Annotated in this window: 19 protein-coding genes and 2 tRNA genes; 5 read left to right on the top strand and 16 right to left on the bottom strand. The window is 51.8% G+C overall.

Annotated elements, in window-relative coordinates; translation table 11 throughout:
• Positions 1-23: 23 nt before the first annotated feature.
• The 14 genes from pnp to rlmE all read right to left on the bottom strand — a co-directional run bounded on the left by pnp (position 24) and on the right by rlmE (position 14,910).
• Positions 24-2,159 carry a polyribonucleotide nucleotidyltransferase gene (gene pnp, locus SC127_RS12235; protein WP_243078712.1) on the bottom strand — a complete coding sequence of 712 codons (2,136 nt, stop codon included), beginning with the start codon at positions 2,157-2,159 and terminating at the stop codon, positions 24-26.
• Positions 2,160-2,464: 305 nt separating this feature from the next.
• A complete protein-coding gene (gene rpsO / locus SC127_RS12230) occupies positions 2,465-2,734 on the bottom strand; it encodes a 30S ribosomal protein S15 (RefSeq protein ID WP_006121766.1) in 270 nt (89 codons plus the stop codon).
• Positions 2,735-2,860: 126 nt separating this feature from the next.
• The gene (truB, locus tag SC127_RS12225) at positions 2,861-3,805 is read right to left on the bottom strand and encodes a tRNA pseudouridine(55) synthase TruB (protein WP_243078713.1); all 945 of its coding nucleotides are present in this window, start codon (positions 3,803-3,805) and stop codon (positions 2,861-2,863) included.
• Positions 3,805-4,212 (bottom strand): 30S ribosome-binding factor RbfA, encoded by a 408-nt coding sequence (rbfA, locus tag SC127_RS12220; RefSeq protein WP_215847791.1) that lies wholly within the window; start codon positions 4,210-4,212, stop codon positions 3,805-3,807. Before rbfA ends, truB begins: the two co-directional genes overlap by 1 nt.
• A 61-nt stretch (positions 4,213-4,273) precedes the next feature.
• Complete coding sequence (infB, locus tag SC127_RS12215) at positions 4,274-6,967, bottom strand: translation initiation factor IF-2 (protein ID WP_215847792.1); 2,694 nt, start codon at positions 6,965-6,967, stop codon at positions 4,274-4,276.
• A gap of 17 nt (positions 6,968-6,984) precedes the next feature.
• On the bottom strand, positions 6,985-8,472 hold the full coding sequence (nusA, locus tag SC127_RS12210) for a transcription termination factor NusA (protein ID WP_243078714.1): 1,488 nt from the start codon (positions 8,470-8,472) through the stop codon (positions 6,985-6,987).
• Between the two features lie 24 nt (positions 8,473-8,496).
• Positions 8,497-8,949, bottom strand: a complete 453-nt coding sequence (rimP, locus tag SC127_RS12205; protein WP_243078715.1) for a ribosome maturation factor RimP — start codon at positions 8,947-8,949, stop codon at positions 8,497-8,499.
• Positions 8,950-9,158: 209 nt separating this feature from the next.
• A tRNA-Met gene (locus tag SC127_RS12200) sits at positions 9,159-9,235 on the bottom strand.
• Between the two features lie 59 nt (positions 9,236-9,294).
• Positions 9,295-9,381 (bottom strand) — tRNA-Leu (locus SC127_RS12195).
• A 49-nt stretch (positions 9,382-9,430) separates the two neighbouring features.
• Entirely contained in the window at positions 9,431-9,766 is a 336-nt protein-coding gene (gene secG, locus SC127_RS12190) for a preprotein translocase subunit SecG (protein ID WP_215848349.1), read from the bottom strand.
• A gap of 217 nt (positions 9,767-9,983) precedes the next feature.
• Complete coding sequence (gene glmM, locus SC127_RS12185) at positions 9,984-11,318, bottom strand: phosphoglucosamine mutase (RefSeq protein ID WP_243078716.1); 1,335 nt, start codon at positions 11,316-11,318, stop codon at positions 9,984-9,986.
• Between the two features lie 6 nt (positions 11,319-11,324).
• Positions 11,325-12,158 (bottom strand): dihydropteroate synthase, encoded by an 834-nt coding sequence (gene folP, locus SC127_RS12180; RefSeq protein WP_332626654.1) that lies wholly within the window; start codon positions 12,156-12,158, stop codon positions 11,325-11,327.
• An 80-nt stretch (positions 12,159-12,238) separates the two neighbouring features.
• Positions 12,239-14,167 carry an ATP-dependent zinc metalloprotease FtsH gene (gene ftsH / locus SC127_RS12175; RefSeq protein WP_215847795.1) on the bottom strand — a complete coding sequence of 643 codons (1,929 nt, stop codon included), beginning with the start codon at positions 14,165-14,167 and terminating at the stop codon, positions 12,239-12,241.
• A gap of 113 nt (positions 14,168-14,280) precedes the next feature.
• Positions 14,281-14,910 (bottom strand): 23S rRNA (uridine(2552)-2'-O)-methyltransferase RlmE, encoded by a 630-nt coding sequence (gene rlmE / locus SC127_RS12170; RefSeq protein ID WP_243078718.1) that lies wholly within the window; start codon positions 14,908-14,910, stop codon positions 14,281-14,283.
• Between the two features lie 126 nt (positions 14,911-15,036).
• On the opposite strand from rlmE, the gene yhbY reads away from it, so the two are divergent.
• Positions 15,037-15,330, top strand: a complete 294-nt coding sequence (gene yhbY / locus SC127_RS12165) for a ribosome assembly RNA-binding protein YhbY (protein WP_215847796.1) — start codon at positions 15,037-15,039, stop codon at positions 15,328-15,330.
• A 106-nt stretch (positions 15,331-15,436) separates the two neighbouring features.
• On the opposite strand, the gene greA is transcribed toward yhbY, so the two are convergent.
• Positions 15,437-15,913 carry a transcription elongation factor GreA gene (gene greA / locus SC127_RS12160; protein ID WP_215847797.1) on the bottom strand — a complete coding sequence of 159 codons (477 nt, stop codon included), beginning with the start codon at positions 15,911-15,913 and terminating at the stop codon, positions 15,437-15,439.
• Between the two features lie 247 nt (positions 15,914-16,160).
• Here greA and dacB point away from each other — a divergent pair, with 247 nt between their 5' ends.
• Positions 16,161-17,594 (top strand): serine-type D-Ala-D-Ala carboxypeptidase, encoded by a 1,434-nt coding sequence (gene dacB / locus SC127_RS12155; RefSeq protein WP_243078823.1) that lies wholly within the window; start codon positions 16,161-16,163, stop codon positions 17,592-17,594.
• A 60-nt stretch (positions 17,595-17,654) separates the two neighbouring features.
• On the opposite strand, the gene SC127_RS12150 is transcribed toward dacB, so the two are convergent.
• Complete coding sequence (locus SC127_RS12150) at positions 17,655-19,922, bottom strand: TonB-dependent siderophore receptor (RefSeq protein WP_243078719.1); 2,268 nt, start codon at positions 19,920-19,922, stop codon at positions 17,655-17,657.
• Between the two features lie 252 nt (positions 19,923-20,174).
• On the opposite strand from SC127_RS12150, the gene fes reads away from it, so the two are divergent.
• From fes to SC127_RS12135, 3 genes are read left to right on the top strand one after another with little or no spacing between them, the layout of a single operon-like run.
• Positions 20,175-21,392 (top strand): enterochelin esterase, encoded by a 1,218-nt coding sequence (gene fes / locus SC127_RS12145; RefSeq protein WP_332626652.1) that lies wholly within the window; start codon positions 20,175-20,177, stop codon positions 21,390-21,392.
• 40 nt (positions 21,393-21,432) lie between these two features.
• On the top strand, positions 21,433-21,654 hold the full coding sequence (locus SC127_RS12140; protein WP_215847799.1) for an MbtH family protein: 222 nt from the start codon (positions 21,433-21,435) through the stop codon (positions 21,652-21,654).
• Complete coding sequence (locus SC127_RS12135; protein ID WP_332626651.1) at positions 21,647-25,567, top strand: enterobactin synthase subunit F; 3,921 nt, start codon at positions 21,647-21,649, stop codon at positions 25,565-25,567. The genes SC127_RS12140 and SC127_RS12135 overlap by 8 nt, the downstream gene beginning before the upstream one ends.
• The last annotated feature ends 72 nt before the right edge of the window (positions 25,568-25,639 follow it).

Here is a 25,639-nt window from a genome sequence, read left to right as displayed (position 1 = left end):
AGGAGAGGCAAATCAGGAACGTCTTACTCTGCGTCAGGTGTGCTCACAGCTGCAGCTTCTTCAACCTGCGGTTTTGTCTCTGTGGCTTCTTTGATGCTCAGACGTACGCGGCCTTGGCGATCAACTTCCATCACTTTAACGGGCACTTCTTGACCCATCTGCAGATAATCGGTGACTTTCTCAACGCGCTTGTCAGCAATTTGAGAAATATGCACCAGACCTTCTTTACCACCACCGATAGCGACGAAGGCACCAAAATCTACGATGCGGGTGACTTTACCGCTGTAGATACGGCCTACTTCGATTTCAGCTGTAATCTCTTCGATACGGCGAATCGCTTCTTTCGCTTTCAGACCGTCGGTTGCCGCGATTTTCACGGTGCCGTCGTCTTCAATTTCAATGGTAGTGCCGGTTTCTTCAGTCAATGCACGAATTACTGAGCCGCCTTTACCGATGACATCTTTGATCTTGTCTGAACTGATCTTGATGGTGTAAATGCGTGGCGCAAATTCAGAGATTTCAGTACGCGGCGTGCTGATAGCCTGTTCCATCACGCCCAGAATGTGCAGACGCGCACCCTTAGCTTGATTCAAAGCCACTTGCATGATTTCGCGCGTGATACCTTCGATTTTGATATCCATTTGCAGCGCAGTGATACCTTCACGGCTACCCGCTACTTTGAAGTCCATGTCGCCAAGGTGATCTTCGTCACCCAGGATGTCTGACAGCACGACAAATTTTTCGTCTTCTTTAACCAAGCCCATCGCGATACCCGCAACGGCCGCTTTGATCGGTACACCCGCATCCATCAGGGCCAGCGATGCACCACATACAGAAGCCATTGAAGATGAACCGTTAGATTCGGTGATTTCAGACACAACGCGAACGGTGTAAGGGAAATCTTCCGCTTTTGGCATAACTGCCAACACACCGCGTTTTGCCAGACGACCGTGACCAATTTCACGACGCTTAGGCGATCCCACCATACCGGTTTCACCTACGGAGTACGGAGGGAAGTTATAGTGGAACAGGAAGCTGTCGGTACGTTCACCCATCAGCTCATCCAGATTCTGCGCATCACGTGTCGTACCCAGCGTGGCTGTTACCAGCGCCTGAGTTTCACCACGGGTAAACAGAGAGGAGCCATGAGTACGCGGCAGTACGCCAGTGCGCACATCCAGACCACGAATCATATCTTTTTCGCGACCATCGATACGCAATTCACCGTTCAGGATGCGAGTACGTACAACGTTTTTCTCGATAGCGTGCAGCAGATCGCTGATTTCACCTTCATCCAGCGTTTCTTCTTCAGCGAGCAGAGCAGCCGTAGTTTCGCTCTTGATCAGGTTAACCTGCTCATAACGCTGCTGTTTTTCAGTGATGCGATAAGCATCGCTCAGGCGAGTTTCAGCCAGAGCTGCAATGCGTGCATTCAGTGAAACGTTTGGCGCTTCTGGCTGCCAATCCCAACGTGGTTTACCTGCTTCAGCAACCAGTGAGTTAATGTTTTCGATAACGATTTGCTGCTGATCGTGGCCAAATACTACGGCACCCAGCATTTGCTCTTCAGACAGGATCTCTGCTTCAGATTCAACCATCAGTACAGCATTCTGCGTACCTGCAACCACCAGATCCAGACGAGATTCTTTGAGCTCATCTGCAGTTGGGTTCAGCACATACTGATCGTTAATGTAGCCTACGCGTGCAGAACCGATCGGGCCGTTGAAAGGCAGACCAGACAGCGACAGCGCTGCTGACGCACCGATCATCGCAACGATGTCAGGGTGAACTTGTGGGTTTACAGAAACAACAGTCGCGATAACCTGAACTTCGTTAACGAAACCTTCTGGGAACAGCGGGCGAATCGGACGGTCAATCAGACGCGCGATCAGCGTTTCGCCTTCGCTTGGACGGCCTTCACGACGGAAGAAACTGCCCGGGATGCGACCTGCTGCATAGGTACGTTCTTGATAGTTTACAGTCAGCGGGAAGAAATCCTGGCCTGGTTTAGATTTTTTCTGGCCTACAACGGTAACAAATACCGCAGTGTCATCCATGCTTACCATAACAGCTGCAGTGGCCTGGCGTGCCATCATGCCAGTTTCCAGCGTGACGGTATGCTGACCATATTGGAATTTGCGTACGATCGGGTTCAGCAAAATTAAAATCCTTAACTTCGGGGCAAGCCATCTTTAGCCTGCCATTGATTACCGATCTTCTGTTGCATCCTCGCGACTAATGACAACCTTAACCGCCCATGCGGTAAAGCCTCTCATTAGCCGCGCGAACCTCTGCAATCGAAGATCACTCTAAGCAACAATACATGAGTTTGGCCCGGATTGCTGCGGATTGCTCGAAAAAAGGGGCCATAAAGGCCCCCTTTTCGCGAAACTCGCACAAATCTGATCGTATGAGATGTTCTTTGCAAATTACTGCGCAGCACCTTCGATCAGATTCTTCAGACTTAGCGACGCAGACCGAGACTTTCGATCAGGCTGCTGTAGCGTGCAACGTCTTTACGCTTCAGGTAATCCAGCAGCTTACGACGCTGTGATACCATACGCAGCAGACCGCGACGGCTGTGGTGGTCTTTTTTGTGCTCAGAGAAGTGGCCCTGCAGATGGCTGATCTGCGCGGTCAACAGAGCAACCTGAACTTCAGTTGAACCGCTGTCGTTAGCACCACGACCATATTTAGCAACGATCTCTGCTTTAGCTTCTACGCTTAGAGACATAATAAACTCCAGTTAAATGAATGTATGGGTGCCGATCTCTAATTCAGCATCCCGCTTTAAAGCCGCTCCATTCTACTCTTCGTCCGATAGCAACGCAAATCCCCTCAGACAAAAACAGGGCGTGGCTTAATCTTGATACTCAACCACCAAACGACGTGGCGCCACGCGCCCGTCATCGGCAATTTCAGCCATGCCGATGAATTTGCGCTCATCACCTTCGTAGACGCGAACCAATCCCGAGGCAGGCGAATTGCTGGCGTGCACAGGCTGGCCCTGCTTGAAGTAGGCCGCAGCAGCCAGGGGCAAATTCACTTCAGGAAAATCAGATGCCGGGCTGTCCATCGGTAACAACAGAGGATCAAGCTGTTCTTCTAAAGAAAGACCGGATTCTGTTGCTGCGGTAGCCAGCGCAGTGAGCTGCTCCAGCGTGACCATTTTCTCAAAGGGATAACGCGCAACCTGTACACGACGCAGCATGATGACATGCGCACCACAGCCAAGCTTTTCACCTAAATCGTCGATAATGGTGCGAATATAAGTGCCTTTAGAACAGTGTATTTCCAGCTCAAGCTCATCATCTTGCCAGCGAATAAACTGCAGTTCGTAAACAGTGATGGGACGTGCTTCACGCTCAATCTCAATGCCTTGACGTGCATATTCATAGAGCGGGCGACCTTGATGCTTCAATGCTGAAAACATTGAAGGTACCTGCAAAGTATCACCGCGGAAACTCTCTAGCGCGCTATCGAGTTCAGACTGACTAAATTCTACTGGGCGCGTTTGCACTACGCTTCCGTCAGCATCCGACGTGTCTGTTCGCTCACCAAGACGAGCAATAACACGATAACGCTTATCGGAATCCAACAGGTATTGAGAAAACTTGGTGGCTTCGCCCAAGCAAATCGGCAGCATACCGGTTGCCAGTGGATCGAGCGCGCCAGTGTGTCCTGCGCGGTTGGCGTTGAAGATACGCTTCACTTTTTGCAAGACATCATTGGAAGAGGCACCTTGCGGCTTGTCCAGTAACAGAACGCCATGGACATCGCGGCCGCGACGACGAGGACGACTCATTACGCTTCCTCGTCCTCATCCTTTGCATCTGTACCACGACGTTCAACGTCGCTTTTCACTACGCTGCTGACGAGATTCGACATGCGCATCCCTTCGATCAACGAGTTGTCGTAGAAGAAAGTCAGTTCAGGCACGATTCGCAGACGCATGGCTTTGCCCAGCAGAATACGAATATAGCCAGAGGCTTCTTTTAATGCCTTCAGGCCATTCTTGACCGCTTCTTCATCTTTATCATTGAGGAAGGTAACAAACACTTTGGCATAAGCGAGATCGCGGGAAACCTCAACGCCGGAGACAGTAACCATCATGCCCAGACGTGGATCTTTAATTTCGCGTTGCAAAATCATCGCGATCTCTTTTTGCAGCTCTTGTGACACACGCTGCGGGCGACCAAATTCTTTCGCCATAATTATTTCTCCCAAATAATTCGGGAGGCCAGCGGCCTCCCAAATTGCATCACATCGTCTATTACTCGATGGTGCGTTTAACTTCAATCACTTCAAAGACTTCAATCATGTCGCCGGTACGTACGTCATTGTAGTTCTTAACGCCGATACCACACTCCATGCCGTTACGTACTTCGTTAACGTCATCTTTAAAGCGACGCAGTGATTCGAGCTCACCCTCGTAAATCACCACGTTGTCACGCAGAACGCGAATTGGATTGTGACGTTTAATGTTACCTTCCGTCACCATACAACCTGCGATAGCGCCAAATTTCGGTGATTTGAACACGTCACGTACTTCAGCCAGACCAATAATCTGCTGTTTGTACTCAGGTGCCAACATGCCGCTCATCGCTGCTTTAACTTCATCGATCAAGCTATAGATGACCGAGTAGTAACGCAGATCTACGCTTTCAGCGTCGATGACACGACGTGCTGATGCATCGGCACGTACGTTAAAGCCAAGGATGATTGCGTTAGAAGCTGCAGCCAGCGTTGCGTCGGTTTCGGTGATACCACCCACGCCAGAGCCAACAATCTTCACCTTCACTTCGTCGGTGGAGAGTTTCAGCAAGGAGTCGGAGATCGCTTCCACTGAACCCTGTACATCGGCTTTCAGCACGATGTTCAGTTCGGACACTTCGCCTTCGGTCATGTTGGCGAACATGTTCTCCAACTTCGACTTCTGCTGACGCGCCAGTTTCACTTCGCGGAATTTACCCTGACGATACAGTGCAACTTCACGCGCTTTCTTCTCGTCACGTACAACAGTCGCTTCGTCGCCTGCTGCTGGCACACCAGAAAGGCCCAGGATCTCAACAGGAATCGAAGGACCTGCTTCCATCACTTCGCGGCCCAGTTCGTCACGCATCGCACGTACGCGGCCATATTCGAAGCCACACAGTACGATATCGCCTTTGTTCAGCGTACCTTCACGTACCAGCACGGTTGCAACCGGACCACGACCTTTGTCGAGGAACGATTCGATAACCACGCCGCTCGCCATACCTTCACGGATAGCGGTTAATTCTAATACTTCTGCCTGCAGCAGAATCGCATTCAACAGATCATCAATGCCGGTACCTGCTTTAGCAGAGACATTAACGAACATGTTTTCGCCGCCCCACTCTTCCGGAATGATTCCGTACTGAGTCAGTTCGTTTTTAACGCGATCTGGATCGGCTTCTGGCTTATCAACCTTGTTCACCGCAACAACAACCGGCACTTTCGCTGCTTTGGCGTGCTGGATTGCTTCGATGGTCTGTGGCATTACGCCATCATCGGCTGCAACAACCAGGATTACGATATCCGTAGCCTGAGCACCACGTGCACGCATTGCGGTAAACGCGGCGTGTCCCGGGGTATCAAGGAAGGTCACCATACCGTTGTCAGTTTCGACGTGATAAGCACCGATATGCTGAGTAATGCCGCCCGCTTCGCCAGAGGCGATTTTGGTAGAGCGGATGTAATCCAGCAAAGAGGTTTTACCGTGGTCAACGTGGCCCATGATGGTCACAACCGGTGCACGAGATTCCTGTGCAGCATCGGTGTCACGATCGTCCATTACCGCTTCTTCCAGCTCGTTCTCACGACGAAGGGTAACTTTATGGCCCATTTCTTCAGCAACCAGCTGAGCGGTTTCCTGATCGATAACCTGGTTGATGGTCGCCATAGCGCCCATTCGCATCATCGCTTTGATGACCAGAGAACCTTTCACCGCCATTTTGTTAGCCAGTTCAGCTACAGTAATGGTTTCACCGATGACAACATCGCGGTTCACGGCCTGAGCTGGCTTGTTAAAGCCCTGCTGCAGAGCACTTGGCTTGCGATGTTTTCCGCCTTTACCACCACGAATAGCGGCACGCGCTTCTTCACGGTCAGTTTTGGCTTCAGAATGCTTGTTGCCTTTTTTAGCCGGACGCGTTGCTTTAGCAGTAGTACGCGCACGTGCACGACCCGCTTCAACCTGACGATCATTCTCGTCTTCCGCCTGACGGGCGTGAGTCGAGGTGGTGACGTGATAGTCGCCTTTATCCTCTTCTTCTGGTTTCTCCCATTCGGCCGATTTCTCTTCGGCCAGACGGCGGGCTTCTTCTGCTACGAGGCGGGCAGCCTCTTCGAGTTTACGACGTGCTTCTTCTTCAGCTTTACGCTTAAGTTCGGCAGCTTCTGCTTCGCGACGGGCTTTGTCAGATTGCGCAGCCTTGGTCACGTCATCGGTAGGTTGATTATTCACTTTCTCATTTTCCGCTGCTGCACGTTTGGCCTTGTCAGCGGCTTCGCGCTTGGCTTTTTCTTCGGCTTCACGTTGCGCTTTCTGTTCAGCATCGCGACGGGCTTTTTCTTCAGCCTCGCGTTGCGCCTGCTCTTCCGCTACACGCTGTGCCTCGGCTTCAGCTTCTGCCTGAGCTTGCTCAGCATCTGCATCGCCTTTCACGTATGTACGCTTTTTGCGGACTTCAATTTGCACCGACTTACTTTTACCCCCGGTGCCAGGAATATTCAAGGTGCTACGCGTTTTACGCTGCAACGTCAGCTTGCTTGAACCGGCCTGACCATGCTCACGATTCAAGTGAGACAGTAAGGTTTCTTTCTCGTGCTGGGATACGGCGTCGTTTTCAGACTTAGGGATCCCCGCATCAGCAAATTGCTGTACCAGGCGATCGACCGGAGTCTGAATTTCTGCGGCCAGCGATTTTACGGTTACATCTGTCATGCTGTTCCTTCCTGTTATTACGCGTCATCGCCGAACCAGCAGATATTTCGTGCGGCCATAATTAGCGAGCCTGCTTGCTCATCAGTCATGCCTTCAATATCCGTCAGATCGTCAACACCTTGCTCAGCGAGATCTTCCAGCGTGCAAACGCCTTTTGCTGCCAGGCGATAAGCCAGCGCACGATCCAAGCCCTCAAGATTCAGAAGATCCTCAGCGGGCTCCTGATTACCAAGGCTCTCTTCTTTCGCTAATGCCAGGGTGGTTAACGCATTTTTTGCTCGTTCACGCAGGGCTTCAATGGTCTCTTCGTCGAGGCCGTCAATTTCCAACAGCTCGTCGATAGGCACATAAGCCAATTCTTCCAGCGAAGAGAATCCTTCTTCCACCAGAATGGTAGCGAATTCTTCATCAACGTCGAGATGTTTGGTGAACATATCGATAGCTGCATGTGCTTCAGCCTGATGCTTAGCTTGCAGATCATCGACGGTCATCACGTTCAGTTCCCAACCACTTAATTGGGAAGCCAGACGCACGTTTTGGCCGTTACGGCCGATCGCCTGAGCCAGATTTCCAGCTTCTACAGCGATATCCATGGTGTGATTATCTTCATCAACCACGATTGATGCCACATCAGCCGGAGCCATGGCATTAATAACAAACTGTGCCGGATTGTCATCCCACAGCACGATATCGATACGCTCGCCACCCAGTTCGCTGGATACAGCCTGAACACGCGCACCGCGCATACCCACACAAGCACCTACCGGATCGATACGTTTGTCATTGGTTTTTACAGCAATTTTGGCACGCGAGCCCGGATCACGAGCAGCGGCTTTAATTTCAATCACTTCTTCGCCAATTTCTGGCACTTCGATGCGGAACAGTTCGATCAACATTTCCGGTTTGGAACGCGTCACAAACAGCTGCGCGCCACGCGCTTCAGGTCGTACTGAATAGAGTACGCCACGAATGCGGTCGCCTGGGCGGAAGTTTTCACGCGGCAGCATATCTTCACGCAGAATCACCGCTTCGGCATTGCTGCCTAAGTCTAACGAAATATTGTCGCGGTTAACTTTTTTTACCACGCCAGTAATGATTTCGCCTTCCTGCTCGCGGAATTGATCAACCACCATCGCACGCTCAGCTTCACGTACTTTTTGTACGATAACCTGCTTCGCGGTTTGAGTAGTAATGCGGTCAAAAGTAACCGATTCAATCTGATCTTCAACATATTCGCCCAGATTGAATGCTTCGTCTTCGAAGCGGGCCGCATCCAGTGTGATCTCGCGCGTTGGCTGTGTAACCTCGTTTACGATCTCCCAACGGCGGAAAGTATCGAAATCGCCACTTCTGCGATCAATGCTTACGCGCACCTCAATTTCTTGCTCGTACTTTTTCTTGGTCGCAGTAGCCAGCGCGCTCTCCAGCGCTTCGAAGATTTTCTCACGCGGCAGGGCTTTTTCGTTAGAAACGGCTTCTACAACAGCTAAGATCTCTTTATTCATCCTGGTTAGCCTCAATCCGGACTTTTAAAAGTGGGGGACCAGGTTCGCTTTCTGAATATTACTCAGCGCGAACACTTCATCTTTACCCTCAACGTTTACCGTGATCATCTCGCCTTCTACAGACTTGATGATTCCCTGCCATTTACGGCGGTTTTGAACGGCCATACGCAGCACCAGAGTCACTTCATCACCTGCATAGCGCTCATAATGTTCAGCGGTAAACAGCGGACGATCGAGTCCCGGTGAGGACACCTCAAGGTTGTAAGGCACGGTAATGGGATCTTCAACATCCATTACTGCGCTCACCTGGTGGCTGACATCCGCGCAATCATCGACATTGATGCCATCTTCACTATCAATATAGATGCGCAGGATTGATGTGCGACTCCGAACGAATTCAATTCCCACCAGTTCGTAGCCCAGTGCTTCTACCGGAGCCGATATCAAATCTGTCAATTTTTGCTCTAATGTGGACAAGCCCACCCCCAAGACATAAAAAAAGGGCCTAAAGCCCAGTATTACGATTCGCTAATAACAAAAAACCCCGAAAATTCGGGGCTTTTTATCACTGGACCCTGTATGCCGCGAAGCGGCTCGGACCCAATCCAAAAGAATTTTTTTAAAATTCGCTGCGAATGCGCCCGTGGATGCATACAGTATATTTGAAAAAGAACTCTAAGGGAAAGTGGTTGCGGGGGCCGGATTTGAACCGACGACCTTCGGGTTATGAGCCCGACGAGCTACCAGGCTGCTCCACCCCGCGTCCGAAAACGTGGCGAATATTACGCCGAACATGCATTAAATGCAAGTAATACTAAGATTTGGTACCGAGGACGGGACTTGAACCCGTAAGCCCAATCGGGCACTACCACCTCAAGGTAGCGTGTCTACCAATTCCACCACCTCGGCACTTTTCAGACCGCAACGTGAATCAGTTGCGTCGCAAGCGTTGACGAATTTACTTAGGAATATCGTTACCCGGCGTTGCCGGTTGCGCTGGCTGTTCAGTCTGCTGAGACTGCGCTGGCGCAGAAAGATTTTCCCACTCGCTTCCTTTCGAAGTTTTATTGCTGTTCAAATTACCCAGAACCAAGCTGATGATGAAGAACAATGCCGCTAAGATGCCAGTCATACGAGTCATGAAGTTTCCTGACCCATTTGAACCAAACAACGTACCGGATGCGCCTGCACCGAATGAGGCTCCCATATCAGCGCCTTTGCCTTGCTGCAGCATGATCATACCCACGAGGGCGATAGCTACAATAAGGAAAACAACTAAAAGAGCTTCGTACATATTCAACCTGTTCCTTGCACGGTAATCGTACAGTTAAAGCTTCAACCAGTATTGATGGGATATCTCGTCATCACCCATCAGAAGCGGGTGTGAATACTAACCAAAGGCGCATACCTCTGCAAGTGCAATTTGCAACAGACACGCTGATTGCAGAAAAAAGCGCCATCCCGGTGATTTTACAGGCGGTTCGGCCTATTGCCTACCGCCTTTAAACAGCTTAAACAGCCTTCACTTGATCGGCGATACGATTGGCTAATTCAATTACCTGTGCCTCGTTTTCACCTTCAACCATGACGCGAATCAGAGGTTCAGTTCCTGATTTTCGGAGCAATACGCGACCACGTCCAGCCAGGGCTTTTTCCACTTCTACGGTTACCGCTTTCACTGCTTCGCTTTCCAGCGGATCGTGTTCACCCGTAAAGCGTACATTGACTAATACCTGAGGCAGCATTTTCATACCGCTGCACAAATCGTGCAGGCTCATATGGTTACGCACCATTGCAGTGAGTACTTGCAAACTTGCTACGATGCCATCACCCGTCGTGGTTTTATCCAGCAAAATGACATGACCAGAGTTCTCTGCTCCTAAGCGCCAGCCTTTTTCCTGCATTTTTTCCAGCACATAGCGATCACCGACTTTAGCCCGAACAAAAGGAATGCCTAACTGCTTAAGCGCCAACTCTAAGCCCATATTACTCATCAGCGTGCCGACTACACCGCCGCGCAATTGGCCTTGACGCAAGCCTTCACGCGCGATGATGTAGAGAATCTGGTCGCCATCCACTTTTTCGCCAAGATGATCAACCATCATGATGCGATCGCCGTCGCCGTCATAGGCTAAGCCGATGTCCGCTTTTTCGGCGAGTACACGCTGCTGAAGCATTTTCAGATCGGTCGCGCCGCACTCTTTGTTGATGTTCATCCCATCCGGCTGGGTGGCAATAGCAATAACCGTCGCACCCAATTCGCGCAATACGTTAGGAGCAATGTGATACGTCGCGCCATTCGCGCAATCCACCACAATTTTCAGTCCGTTGAGATTGAGTTCGCTTGGAAAGGTGCCTTTGCAAAATTCAATGTAACGTCCGGCAGCATCGACAATACGGCTTGCGCGCCCTAATGCAGCTGACTCGACACAGGTAATCGGCTTTTCCATTTCTAATTCAATGGCTTCCTCTACTTCGTCAGGCAATTTAGTGCCCTCAGATGAGAAAAATTTAATGCCATTATCGTCAAAAGGATTATGCGACGCGGAGATCACAATGCCAGCTTCGGCACGAAAAGTGCGAGTCAGATAAGCGATGGCGGGCGTAGGCATTGGCCCTGTAAAGGCTGCGGATAATCCTGCCGCGGCTAAACCCGCTTCTAATGCTGATTCCAGCATGTAACCCGAAATACGCGTATCTTTGCCGATAATAATTTTTTTTGAGCCGTGTCGCGCCAGCACTTTACCGGCCGCCCAGCCCAATTTCAGTACAAAATCAGGTGTAATAGGTGCTTCACCCACTTTGCCGCGAATGCCATCTGTACCGAAATATTTACGATTACTCATGCCTAATTATCCTTTTGCTCTACGCGTTGCTTCAACTACGCGCATCGCTTCGACAGTTTCTTTGACGTCGTGTACGCGAATGATTTGTGCGCCTTGCATAGCAGCAATAACCGCACAGGCAAGGCTGCCAGTTAAACGTTGGCCAGGACCGACATTTAATAATTGGCCAATCATCGATTTACGCGACATACCCACCAATAGCGGTAAACCAAAATGGTGATAATCGCTAAGGTGAGCCAGCAGCTCATAGTTGTGGCTCAGATTTTTACCGAAACCAAAGCCTGGGTCGAGTATCAGATTCTCTTTTTTAATCCCTGCGGCTTCACAGCGTGCGATCTGATTAACGAAGTAAGCGTCTACTTCGCTTAAAATGTTTTCATATTCTGGTGCCTGCTGCATAGTACGCGGCTCGCCCTGCATGTGCATCAGACACACAGGTAGTCCCGTTTCAGCCGCTGCTTCAAGTGCACCCGGTTCAGATAATGAACGAATGTCATTGATGATGTGAGCCCCTACACGTGCAGATTCACGAATAACTTCAGGTTTTGAGGTATCGACTGAAATCCAAACTTCAAAACGCTGGGCAATCGCTTCAACAACCGGAATAACACGCTCCAGCTCTTCTTCAACACTGACTTCATCTGCGCCGGGACGTGTCGATTCTCCACCAACATCAATAATGGTGGCACCTGCATTGACCATTTCGTTGGTATGCGTGAGCGCATCAACCAAGACGTTATGTTTACCGCCATCTGAAAAGGAATCCGGCGTGACATTTAAAATACCCATCACATGGGGAAAAGATAAATCGAGATGGGAATCACGAGCGAACAACTTCATGGCGAAAAACTCCTTGAGTAACAATTTCAGAATATAAAAAACCCCGGACCAGCCGGGGTTTTATTTGACGACGTTACAGCTTATTTGTCGAGCTGCTCTGACATAGTATTACCAGGATTTGGCGTACGCGGTTCATCAACCGGACGTGGCGCCTTTGGCGTACCGTTGCTGTCAGAATTGCTGCTGCCTGGATCTTCCCAGCCCGCTGGTGGACGCACTTCGCGGCGTGCCATCAGGTCGTCGATCTGTGGTGCATCAATGGTTTCATACTTCATCAGCGCGTCTTTCATCGCATGAAGGATGTCCATGTTTTCACCCAGAATGCGGCGAGCACGTTGGTAGTTGCTGTCAATCAGGTGCTTAACTTCCTGATCAATGATGCGCGCGGTTTCATCAGACATGTGTTTCGCTTTAGCAACTGAACGCCCAAGGAACACTTCACCCTCTTCTTCCGCATACAGCAATGGACCGAGTTTCTCCGAGAAGCCCCACTGTGTAACCATGTTGCGTGCCAGATTTGTCGCGACTTTGATGTCATTCGACGCACCGGTAGAAACACGTTCAGCACCGTAGATAATCTCTTCAGCCAAACGACCGCCGTATAGCGTAGAGATCTGACTTTCCAGTTTCTGACGGCTGGCGCTGATTGCATCGCCTTCCGGTAAGAAGAAGGTCACACCCAACGCGCGGCCACGTGGAATAATTGTTACTTTGTGAACCGGATCGTGTTCTGGAACCAGACGACCAATAATTGCATGGCCTGCTTCATGATATGCGGTTGATTCTTTCTGCGATTCCGTCATCACCATAGAGCGACGTTCCGCACCCATCATGATTTTGTCTTTCGCTTTTTCGAACTCAACCATCGACACAACACGTTTGTTAGAGCGAGCAGCAAACAGCGCAGCTTCATTCACAAGGTTAGCAAGATCCGCACCGGAGAAGCCTGGCGTACCACGAGCAATGATTGCAGCATCAATATCGGTCGCTAATGGAACGCGACGCATATGTACTTTCAGAATCTGCTCACGTCCACGTACGTCTGGCAAACCAACCACAACCTGACGGTCGAAGCGACCCGGACGCAGCAGCGCTGGGTCAAGCACATCAGGACGGTTAGTTGCTGCGATAACGATAATGCCTTCATTACCTTCGAAACCATCCATCTCAACCAACATCTGGTTAAGCGTCTGCTCACGCTCATCGTGACCGCCGCCTAAACCGGCACCACGTTGACGACCTACAGCATCGATCTCATCGATAAAGATGATGCAAGGTGCAGCTTTCTTCGCTTGTTCAAACATGTCGCGCACACGAGATGCACCCACACCTACGAACATTTCTACGAAGTCAGAACCTGAGATAGTAAAGAAAGGTACTTTAGCTTCACCGGCAATCGCTTTTGCCAACAACGTTTTACCTGTACCTGGCGGGCCAACCATCAAAACGCCTTTCGGAATTTTACCACCCAGTTTTTGGAAGCGGCTTGGTTCGCGCAGGTATTCCACCAGTTCAGCAACTTCTTCCTTCGCTTCATCGCAACCAGCGACGTCAGAGAACGTGGTTTTGATCTGATCTTCTGTCAACATGCGGGCTTTGCTTTTGCCAAAGGACATCGCGCCTTTGCCACCGCCGCCCTGCATCTGCCGCATAAAGAAGATCCACACGCCAATCAGTAGCAGCATCGGGAACCACGAAATGAAGATTGAAGCCAACAGGCTCGGTTCTTCCGGCGGTTCGCCAACCACTTTGACGTTTTTGGTCAAGAGGTTATCGAGCAACTTGGGGTCATTGACAGGAATGTAAGTGGTGTATTTATTGCTGTCTTTTTTAACTACGTTAATTTCACGCCCGTTAATACGTGCCTCGCGGACCTGATCCTGGTTCACTTCCGACAGGAAGGTTGAATAATCAACCCTTCGGCCATTCGACTCGCTGGGCCCAAAGCTCTGGAATACAGACATCAGCACGACCGCGATGACTAACCAGAGAATCAGGTTTTTCGCCATGTCACTCAAGGGATTAACCTCATATTACAACGGTGTTAACAGATAGCGTAGGGTACTATATATCCTTCATACATGGAATCGCAGCGATCTAGCCTACTTCTCCAGCAATTTGGTTATAGTTTGCGCCCAGTCGCCACAATGTACACTTCACGCGAACGTGAACGCGAAGCGTCTGGCTTCCGAATTTTCACTTTCGTAAAAAGGGAGCGAATTTCCCGTAGGTATTCATCGAAGCCATCTCCCTGAAACACTTTCACTACAAAGCTGCCGCCGGGTGCCAGGATATCCCGACTCATTTCCAGCGCCAGTTCCACTAAATACATCGACCGGGGAATATCTACGGCAGGTGTACCACTCATGTTAGGTGCCATATCGGACATGACAACCTGGACTTTCTGATCACCAACGCGTTCAAGCAGCGCTTTGATCACCGATTCTTCACGAAAATCACCTTGAAGGAAATCGACACCGACAATCGGATCCATCGGCAGAATATCACAAGCGATGACCCGACCTTTTGCACCTATCTGCTGTACAACGTATTGCGACCAGCCACCGGGTGCTGCACCCAGATCTACCACGGTCATACCGGGTTTGAAAAGCTTGTCACCCTGCTGTATTTCCTCAAGTTTAAACCAGGCGCGCGAGCGCAACCCTTTTTTCTGTGCCTGAAGCACATATTTATCGCTAAAGTGTTCCTGGAGCCAGCGGCTAGAACTGGCTGAACGCTTTTTACCCGTCATAATTTTTCCAACTAAATCGTCATCGTAGCGATAAACCTGCACGCAATGGGTTGCGTCGATTTGGCGATATACCCGAGATGGCGGTAGAATGAACCGTTTTCAATCCCTGAGTAAGTAAAAAATACGATGAATCTAAGTACCAAACAAAAACAGCACCTGAAAGGTCTTGCCCATCCGCTCAAGCCGGTCGTGATGATCGGTGGAAATGGCCTTACCGAAGGCGTGCTGGCCGAAATCGAATACGCATTAGGACATCACGAATTGATCAAGGTGAAAATTGCCTCGGAAGATCGTGAAACCAAACTGCTGATCGTTGAAGCAATCGTGCGTGAAACACGCGCCAACAACGTTCAGGTGATCGGCAAAACGCTGGTGCTGTATCGCCCTGCTAAAGAGAGCAAAATTTCTCTGCCACGATAATCGGGCAGTGAAAGTGCCATGCTCTCACATAGGATAAAAGGCCGCAGTGCGGCCTTTTTCCTTTCTTTACATTGTGCTTCTGTGCTTTTCAAAGCGTAGCAACATCTTAAAGGTATTCCACCTTCAGGATTTCATATTCCACATCGCCGCCAGGCGTTTTGATGATAGCAACATCATCGGCCTCTTTACCCACCAGCCCGCGTGCCATTGGCGAGTTCACCGAAATCAGATTTTGTTTAAAATCCGCTTCGTCATCGCCCACAATGCGATAGGTTGACTCTTCATCGGTATCAAGGTTCAGCACGCTAACCGTTGAACCAAAAATCACGCGACCGGTTTTAGGCATTTGGGTGATGTCGATCACCTGTGCATTGGAGAGTTTTGCTTCGATCTCCTGAATGCGGCCTTCACAAAAGCCCTGCTCTTCACGCGCAGCGTGATATTCAGCATTTTCTTTCAAATCGCCATGCTCGCGAGCATCAGCAATCGAGGCGATGATGCGCGGGCGCTTCACGGTTTTCAGCTCGTTCAGCTCTTCGCGCAATCTTTCAGCGCCTCTTAACGTCATCGGAATCTGATTCATTTAAGCTCCTCGTCATCTTTCCTGTTTAACGGTGTCATCCTGACCGGTGATTGCAGAAAAAAGCGTTCTGCGACACGTTGTGCCGTTTTGAAAACAAAAGAATCCTGACCCAGATAAGTTTCCAGGCCAGAAAAGGTTTTGCAATTTGATACGTATTTTACCCCAGAGTTCCCTGCGGGTCATCGTTTACTTTGCACCGTCCAGGGACGTAGTATTGACGTCCTCACATGCCAGTTACCGCGAGATTATGCGATTTTCACGACTTGTTACCGGATTAACCTGTGCATTTATGCTGCAGGCACAAGCAGCCCCCGTTGATGAATATATGCAATATTTGCCCGACGGCGCTAATTTGGCGTTGATGGTGCAGAAAATCGGCGCATCAACTCCGATCATCGATTACCACGGCAAGCAAATGGCGTTGCCCGCGAGTACCATGAAAGTGATTACTGCGCTGGCGGCCTTGCTGGAATTAGGCGGCGACTACCGTTTTCAAACCACGTTTGAAACCAAAGGTGCCATTGTTGATGGCACGCTGAACGGCGATTTAGTGGCACGTTTTGCGGGCGATCCTACGCTGAGCCGTCAGGATCTGCGTAACATGGTCGCTGCGTTAAAAAAGCAGGGCGTGACGCATATCAAAGGCAATCTGGTGATTGATACTTCGGTGTTTGCCAGCCATGACATGGCGCCCGGCTGGCCGTGGAACGATCTCACACAGTGCTTTAGTGCGCCTCCTGCGGCGGCAATAGTGGATAAAAACTGTTTCTCAGTTTCACTTTATAGCGCCAATACGCCAGGCGAGAACGCCTTTGTACGCATCGCTTCTTATTATCCTGCACACATGTTTAGTCAAGTTCGCACCCTTGGCCGCAACAGCGGTGAAGGTCAATATTGTGAACTGGATGTGGTGCCGGGTGAATTGAACCGCTATACCTTAACCGGTTGTATGCGACAGCGCGCAGAACCCCTGCCCCTGGCGTTTGCAGTACAGGATGGTGCAGCCTGGGCTGGCGAAATCTTAAAATCGGAACTGCGTGCAGCGGATATCGATTACAGCGGCCATCTGGTTCGTCAAGCGCAAGCCACATCACCAGGCACCGTATTAGCCTCGACGCAATCCGCGCCGCTGCATACGCTGTTGCGCATGATGTTGAAAAAGTCTGACAACATGATTGCCGATACCGTTTTCCGTACCATCGGCCATCACTATTTCAACGTGCCGGGCACTTTCCGTGCGGGTTCAGATGCGATACGCCGCATCCTGAAGCAGAAAGCCAATATTGATCTGGGCAACAGCATTCAGGTCGACGGATCGGGCTTATCACGCCACGATTTGATTTCGCCAGAAACCATGATGCAGGTGCTGCAATACATCGCCAAGAACGACAATACGTTGGATTACATCTCTATGCTGCCGTTAGCGGGCTACGATGGCACATTGCAATATCGCGGCGGATTACATGAAGCGGGACTGGATGGCAAAGTTTCAGCGAAAACCGGTTCACTGCAAGGCGTGTATAACCTGGCAGGCTTTATAACGACCTCAAGCGGTACGCGTGTGGCTTTCGTGCAGTTCCTTTCTGGTTATGCTGTGCCGCCAGAGGATCAACGCCAACGCCGAATTCCGCTGGTGCGTTTCGAGAGCAGGTTATATAGCGATATCAATAAGAACAACTGAGTGAAGTAATACGATCAACGCAGCGGGCTTGCTACCCGCTGCGTTTTTTATTGCGGCTTATTAGAAGTGAGTATTAACACTCACGTAGTACGTACGACCTGACTCGTTATAAGTATTCGCGCCTGCGCCATACATATACGCGCCGGTTGTTTCGTTACCGGTTGTCTGCGCATTCCCTTCGCGGAAATGACGTTTATCGAACAGGTTCTCAATACCCAGCGTCACGCTGGCGTACTTATTGATGTCGTAGGTGCCGCTCATACCAACGATTGAATAAGGACTAACCTGATCCTTCTCACTGCCGGTCACCGCTTCCCCTTTGTAGTTATATTTCTTCGGCGTTTGCGAGCCGTACCACGTTAGGGTTGTTTCCAGCGACAGATCCTGTGTGGCCTGCCAGCTTAGGGAAGAGTTCAAGGTGTATTCAGGAATGATCGACAAGCGATCGCCTGTTTCCTTGTTTTTACTCTGCAGCATATAAGTCAGATTGTTGTTCCACGCCACCGTGTCGGAGAAAGGAATATTCAGCGTGCCCTCTAAACCTTCAACGACCGCTTTCGGTACGTTTTCCCACTTATAGACATCCGTGGTGCCGGAAGTGGACGTTCCGGTCGGCAAATAACCCGCTTCGATTTTGTTGCGATAGTCATTGCGGAACCAAGTCACGCCCGCTTGATAACCGTCATGTTTCCACTCCAGCCCAACTTCTTTATTGATGCTGGTTTCGGCACTAAGGTCATCATTCCCCATCAGATAACAGGCACCCGCGCTGGCCGCACAGCCTTGGCCACGGCTATAAAGCACATAATTCGGGTTGGTCTGATACAGGCTTGGCGCTTTATACGCACGCGCAATCCCTAACTTCAGCGTGAAGTCATCACCCAAACCTTGCGACAGATTCAGCGATGGGCTCCAGTTGTCACCCACAATCGAGTGATGATCAAAGCGCAATGCTGGCGTCAGCATCGTGCTGTCTGTCACTTCGATATTATCTTCGGCAAACAGTGAAAAGATTTCAGCCTGCGAATAAGGACTGCGCGTGCCGGTAGATAAACCGTCAATATTGCCACCCGAAAGCGCCTGGCTGTTAGAGGAACCATCTTTCATGCGCTGCTGGTTCCACTCGGTACCGAAGGTCGCCGTTTGATTAACCAACAACTCAAACGGCACACTGATCTCACTGTGCAGCATCACGTCATCTAACTGAATGGTTGAGAAGCCGTCATCAGAGAAAATGCCCTCTGTTCCGCCCGCCAAACCTTCGTCCATGCGCGAGTTGCGGGTATTTTCATACCGCGCATAGCTACGGGTGCTGATGCCGTTATCCCACGCGCCGGTCCAGGTCACCGCAAAGTTCTGGCGATATAACCGGTTGGTTTCTTCGCCGTATTTGCTCTGCACCAAGGCACTGGTATTGGTGTTTTGCGTATCGCCTGCATACAGGTTGCCCTGACGGCTATAGCCCGCTTCAAATTCAAGCGCCTGCATGGGAGCGAAAGCCCAGCGCAGCAACGCATTGATATCTTTATTTTCTACGCCTTCACGCCCTGCAGGCACGGTATCTGCATAAGAGCCGGTGCGAAGCGACTGATGGCCTTCGTTAATAAACTGGGCATCAGCCTGAGTTTTCGCGAGTCCGCCATAAAGACGAAAGCTAAAGTCATCGCCTAACGGTCCCATCAAACTGAAGTTGGTGCGTTTGGTCGAGCCTTCTTCTTTATGCTCTGGCGCATTGAAGTAGGTATTCCAGGAGCCGTGCCACGCACTGCTCTCTTTCTTGGTGATGATATTCACCACGCCGCCCGCCGCACCGTTGCCGTAACGTGCCGCAGCCGGACCGCGAATCACTTCGATGTGATCGATCATCTCAGGGGGAACCCAGCTGGTATCGCCGCGCGTATCACGTTCGCCACGCCAGCCAAGGCGTACCGAGTTGCGGCTGGAAACCGGCATGCCATCAACCAAAATCAAGGTATTTTCCGGGCCCATACCGCGAATATCTATCTGGCGGTTGTTGCCGCGCTGGCCGCTGGTAGAGTTCCCGGTGAGGTTAACGCCAGGCATGGTACGGATGATCTCAGAGACATCACGTGCCGGCGGGCGTTTTTTGATTTCGTCAGCGGTAATAGTCGAAACACCTGGGGCTTGCAGCGTCTGTTCTGCTGCATTGACCACCAGCGTGCCATTACTACCGTCAGTGGATGCGTTATCGTCGCTGGATGTGTTTGATTCAGAGGTGGTTTCCGCGGCAAGCGCTGCGGGAACAAAAGATGCGGCCAAACCGATTTCAAGCAAAATGGCTAATGAAAGCCGTGATAATTTCTTCATTTTTTATTTCCTGGATTGCCAACAGCATTGCAACTGCTGGCGCGCCGGTGAAAGGTATTTACCTTGCCTGCAACGCATTCCAGATCTAACCGGGCCGTCCTTTGGAGAACATCGTCTCTTCATTAGAGCAGATGCGGTAGACGGAACGCGCGCGCTCCCCGTAGAGCGGAAACACCCTATTGCAAATGCAAATAATTATCAATAGTATTATTCATAACATTCATGAAAGTAACAACGTGCAGTGATCGGCTGATGGTGTATATGACGTGGTTAAATGAAATGACCGGAAGTGAAGGCTGGTGGCAAGAACAACAACAACGTGGTATTCCCTTCGTTGAGGCCAGTGAAACCGGTGATTGCAACGTCACGTTTTTTTGGCGCGACCCGCAAGGTAATGAATCACAGTCATCAACTCAGCGGGTCTGGATCAATATTACCGGCGTGACCGATCACCATCAGCAAGCTGCTCCCCCCTCTTTAGCGCGCATTCCTGAGACCGATGTCTGGTTCTGGCAAACCACCTTGCCTGCAACCTGGCGCGGCAGCTATTGCCTGATGCCCGATGATCAGGCGGATGCCTTTCAGGGGCAGCCCGACATGCATACGCTACGCAACTGGTGGCGCGATAAATTCCCTACGGCACAAATCGATTCGCTCAATCCTCTGCGCGGTTGGTCAGGTGGACGCGGCATGGGCGTTTCTCCGCTGCATCTGCCGCACTCACCGAATCAGGATGTCTGGCGCGCTGTTGATGAAGGCCTTGCGCCAATACTGCCGTTGCAGCATCACATCTGGCGCAGTGAACGGCTGGGCAATGAACGCTCAATTTGGCTATACACCACAGGCGATACGTCTGTTGAACACCGTCCATTGGCACTACTTTTAGATGGCCAGTTTTGGGCACATACCATGCCTGTTGCGGGGCCGTTACAGCAGCTTACCGATGCGGGCGAGTTGCCTGCTGCGGTCTATGTGATGATTGATATCATTGATCGCGAGCACCGCACCCAGGAACTCCCTTGTAACGCCGACTTTTGGCTGGCGATTCAAGAGGAGCTGCTGCCCCAAATACAGCAATGGGCCGCCTATTCTCATGAAGCGGCTGACACGGTTATTGTCGGACAAAGCTTCGGCGGCCTCTCATCGGTTTACGCCACGTTGAGCTGGCCAGAAACCTTTGGTGCCGCCGTCAGCTTATCGGGTTCCTTTTGGTGGCCAGAACGCGGTAAGGCCAACGGCTGGCTGCCACAGCAATTGCAGCAAGGTTTATTGGCTGCGCCACCGCGCCGTTTTTACCTGGAAGCGGGCAAGCGCGAGCGCCTGATATTGGCAGCAAATCAACAACTTCAAAGTGACCTGACTCAATGTGGACATCAGGTCGACTATCACCCGGTCGAAGGCGGTCACGATGCGCTGTGTTGGCGCGGTGGCCTGCTGAATGGACTGAAAGCAATGTGGCAACACCGGTAATCCGCTTATCTCGCTCGCCTTTTATGAGCAGGAGACAGACATGCAACATCTCAACCCATTTGACGATCCCCAGCAGGATTGTCATGTGCTAAAAAATGCGCAGCAACAATACAGTTTATGGCCCGCCTTCAATGCGATTCCCGCAGGATGGCAAACCGTATTCGGCCCGCAACCGCAAGCAGCCTGCCTGCATTGGTTAAACGAAAACTGGCACGACATCCGTCCGGTTACCGAAAACCCAAACCGGAGCGACGATGTCTGAAACCTTGATGAGCCGAAATCCTACTGAACATATCACTCTGCCGCTGGTCGCTGCGCAGCCTGGCATCTGGATTGCCGATCAGCTGTCGAAACACCACAACGCTTACGCGGTCGCACACTTTGTTGAGCTGCGCGGCGAGCTAAACAGTGCCATGCTGGCCAAGGCCATTGTCGCTGGCATGAAAGAAGCGGATACGCTGAATATGGCGTTTGGCGAGCAAGATGGCGAGCCACAGCAGTGGTCTTCTCCGCAGACCTTTAGTGAACCCAATGTCATCGATTTACGTCACGAAACCGATCCCGCAGCAGCGGCTCGCGCCTTGATGCATCAGGATATGTCTGGCGATTTGCGTGTGTTAAGCGGTGCACCCTTGTGGCATCACAGCCTGATGCGTCTTGGCGATCAGCATTGGTATTGGTATCAGCGCTATCATCATCTGGTAGTTGATGGTTTTAGCTTTACCGCTTTGACGCGTCGTATCGCCAATCTTTATACCGCTGGGCAACGTAACGAAGCGCCGGAACCCACGCCGTTTGTGCCATTCAGTGACGTGGTTGAGGAGTATCAGCGTTACCAGCAATCGGCGACCTGGCAGCGCGACCGTGAATTCTGGCGGGAAAAAGGGGCTCAGCTTCCGCCACCCGCCTCGCTGGCCGCACAGCCGCTGGCAGGGCAAAGTGCCAGCACCGATCTGCTGCGTCTGGAACTGGCGCTGGATCGCCCTTCTTTCCAGACGTTGTTGTCACATACGCAGCAACATAATCTCAACGCCGCGGATACCGCTTTTGCGCTGGTCGCGCTCTGGCTGGCACGCCTGAGCGGACAAAATGATTTTGCCGCTGGCTTTATTTTTATGCGCCGTATCGGATCGGCCGCGCTGTGCGCCACCGGCCCGGTGATCAATGTGCTGCCGATGGCAGTGCATTACGATCCTACACAACCGTTGATCACACTGGCGACGCAGCTCGCGAAAGAAGTAAAAAAGATGCGCCGTCACCAACGCTTTGATGCTGAGCAGGTGCAGCGCGATCTGGGTCGCCTTGGCGATACCGATCCGCTTTATGGCCCGGTGATCAATCTCAAAATGTTCGATTACCAGCTGGATTTCGCTGGCATTGAAGGCGTCACGCATCAGCTCGCTTCTGGCCCGGTTCGCGATCTTGAGATCGCCATTTACATCAGCGAAAAAGGTGACTTAACCCTTGAACTGTTGGCAAATGCTGAACGCTACAGTGAAAACACGCTGAAACAGCACCTCAATCGCTTCACTTTACTGTTGAACCAACTCGCTACGCAGCCAGATCGCGCCTGCGGTGAACTGAATCTGCTCACACCTGATGAACATCTTCAGTTGGCAGAGATCAATCAAACTACTGTGACGCTGCCCGCTGAAACCTTAAGCAGCCTGCTGATCAAGCAGGCACAGCGTACGCCGCATGCACCCGCGCTGGCCGATAACCTGCACAACCTAAATTATCAGGAGATGCAGCAACAGGTTCAGGCGCTGGCCAGTGAACTGATCGCTAAAGGCGTTCAGCGCGGTGACATCGTCGCCGTGGCGTTGCCGCGCTCTGTGTTTCTATCACTGGCGCTACAGGCAATTGTTAGCGTTGGCGCCGCGTATTTGCCGCTGGATACCGGCTATCCAGACGATCGTTTGCAGATGATGTTAGAAGATGCCGCACCGAAAACGCTGCTAACCAGCCGCGATCTGGCCCAGCGCCTGGCCGCGATTTCTCCCGTGGAACCGATGTTCTACGATGCACTTTTGGCTCCGGTTGCTGAAATCACCTCTCTCTTGCCGCATCCGCAAGATGGCGCTTACATCATCTATACCTCCGGTTCTACCGGTCGTCCGAAAGGGGTTTTGGTCGGGCATGAAGCGATCGTCAACCGCCTGCTATGGATGCAGGATCACTATCCGCTGACCGCTGACGACGTGGTGTTACAAAAAACCCCGAGCAGCTTTGATGTTTCCGTGTGGGAGTTTTTCTGGCCGCTGCTGGTGGGCGCGCAATTAGTGATGGCCCCACCCGATGCGCATCGCGATCCCGAAGCGCTGCAACACCTGTTCGCACGCCACCGCGTTACCACCACGCACTTCGTTCCTTCAATGTTAGCGGCCTTTGTCGCTTCGCTGCACGATGATAAAGCGGTAGCGCAATGTGCCAGCCTGCGGCGTGTTTTTTGCAGTGGCGAGGCGCTGCCTGCGGATCTGTCACGCCAATGGCAGGCGCTTACTCAGGTTGAACTGCATAATTTATACGGTCCAACCGAAGCCGCCGTTGATGTCAGTTACTATCCTGCTTTTGGCGCAGAACTGGCGGCAGTCCAGGGTGCCAGCGTGCCGATTGGCTTCCCGGTGTGGAACACCGGCTTACGCATTCTCGATGCGCGCTTGCAGCCGGTGCCGCCAGGCGTAGCCGGTGATCTTTACCTGACTGGCGTGCAGTTGGCGCACGGTTATCTTGATCGCCCTGATCTTACTGCCAGCCGTTTTGTCGCCGATCCTTACGGCAACGGCACGCGGATGTATCGCACCGGCGACGTAGCACGCTGGCTGGAAAACGGCGCGGTGGAATATCTAGGCCGCAGCGACGATCAGCTAAAGATTCGTGGTCAACGTATTGAACTGAATGAGATCGATCATGCGATGGCGGCATTACCCGGCGTGGAGCAAGCGGTGACACATGCCGTGGTGCTGGGCAATGCCATTCAGCAAGGCGATGCGCGACAGTTGGTGGGATATGTCGTTGCGGATCACCCGATTGACAGCGAGGCGATGCGCGCCGCCCTCGCCGCTCATCTGCCCGCGCACATGGTGCCGGTGGCAATGGTTCAACTTGACGCTTTCCCGCTGAGTAGCAACGGCAAGCTCGATCGCAAAGCGCTGCCAATGCCGCAAAGCCAGGCTGCAGCCGCAGGTCGTGCGCCGCATCCCGGCCTGGAAACCACGTTGGCCGCTGCATTCTCCGCCTTGCTTGAGCGTGACAATATCAGCGCACAGGATGACTTTTTTGCTCTGGGCGGCCATTCACTGCTGGCGATGCGCCTTGCAGCGCAACTGCGCCGTAGCCTAAACCTGCCGGTTTCGGTTGGGCAAGTAATGGTGGCTTCAACGGTAGAAAAACTCGCTGCGCTGTTAAGCAGTGAGGAAGATGCGGGTCGCGCCGGATTTGAAGCCGTATTGCCGTTACGTAAAGGCGATGGCCCAACGCTGTTCTGCTTCCATCCCGCTTCCGGTTTTGCCTGGCAGTTCAGCGTGCTGCAACGCTATCTGGATGCGCGCTGGTCGTTGATGGGCATTCAATCGCCGGATATCGATAGTCCGTTGAATCAGGCTCAGCATCTTGATGCGGTCTGCGATGCACATCTGGCCACGCTTCGTCAGCAGCAACCGCACGGCCCTTACTATTTCATCGGTTATTCGCTAGGTGGCACGCTGGCGCAAGGCATTGCTGCGCGTCTCGAAGCGCTTGGCGAAAAAGTGGCGTTCCTTGGCCTGCTCGATACCTGGCCACCCGAAACACAGAACTGGGATGAGAAGCGCGGTGAAAATGTCCTGGATCCGGCGGTGCTGGAGGAGGTAAACCGCGAGCGTGAACAGTTTATCGCTGCGCAGCGTCAGCAGGCAGGCGAAGGGATGGAAGCGATGTTTAACACTATCGAAGCCAACTACGCCAGTTCAGTACGTTTGCTGGCGACGGCACGCAGCATCCGTTTCAACGGTCGCGCCACGCTGTTCCTCGCAGAACAAACGCAGCAGCCGGGACAAGATGCCACTCGTGCCTGGTCGCCGTATGTTGCGGAGCTGGAGATCTGGCCAATGGATTGTGCGCACGTTGATATCATCTCGCCACGCATGTTTGAGCAGATTGGGCCGCGCTTGCAGCGGTTACTGGCGACGCTCTGACAATGACGTATAACAACACAGGGCGGCATCACCGCCCTGTGTTGTTTCTGGCGTGTTGTTTTTTTCTCTGGG

The organism is Pantoea sp. T14 (assembly GCF_036663535.1).
GTDB classification, from domain to species: Bacteria; Pseudomonadota; Gammaproteobacteria; order Enterobacterales; family Enterobacteriaceae; genus Pantoea; species Pantoea phytostimulans.
This window is presented reverse-complemented; position numbering and strand designations above follow the sequence as displayed.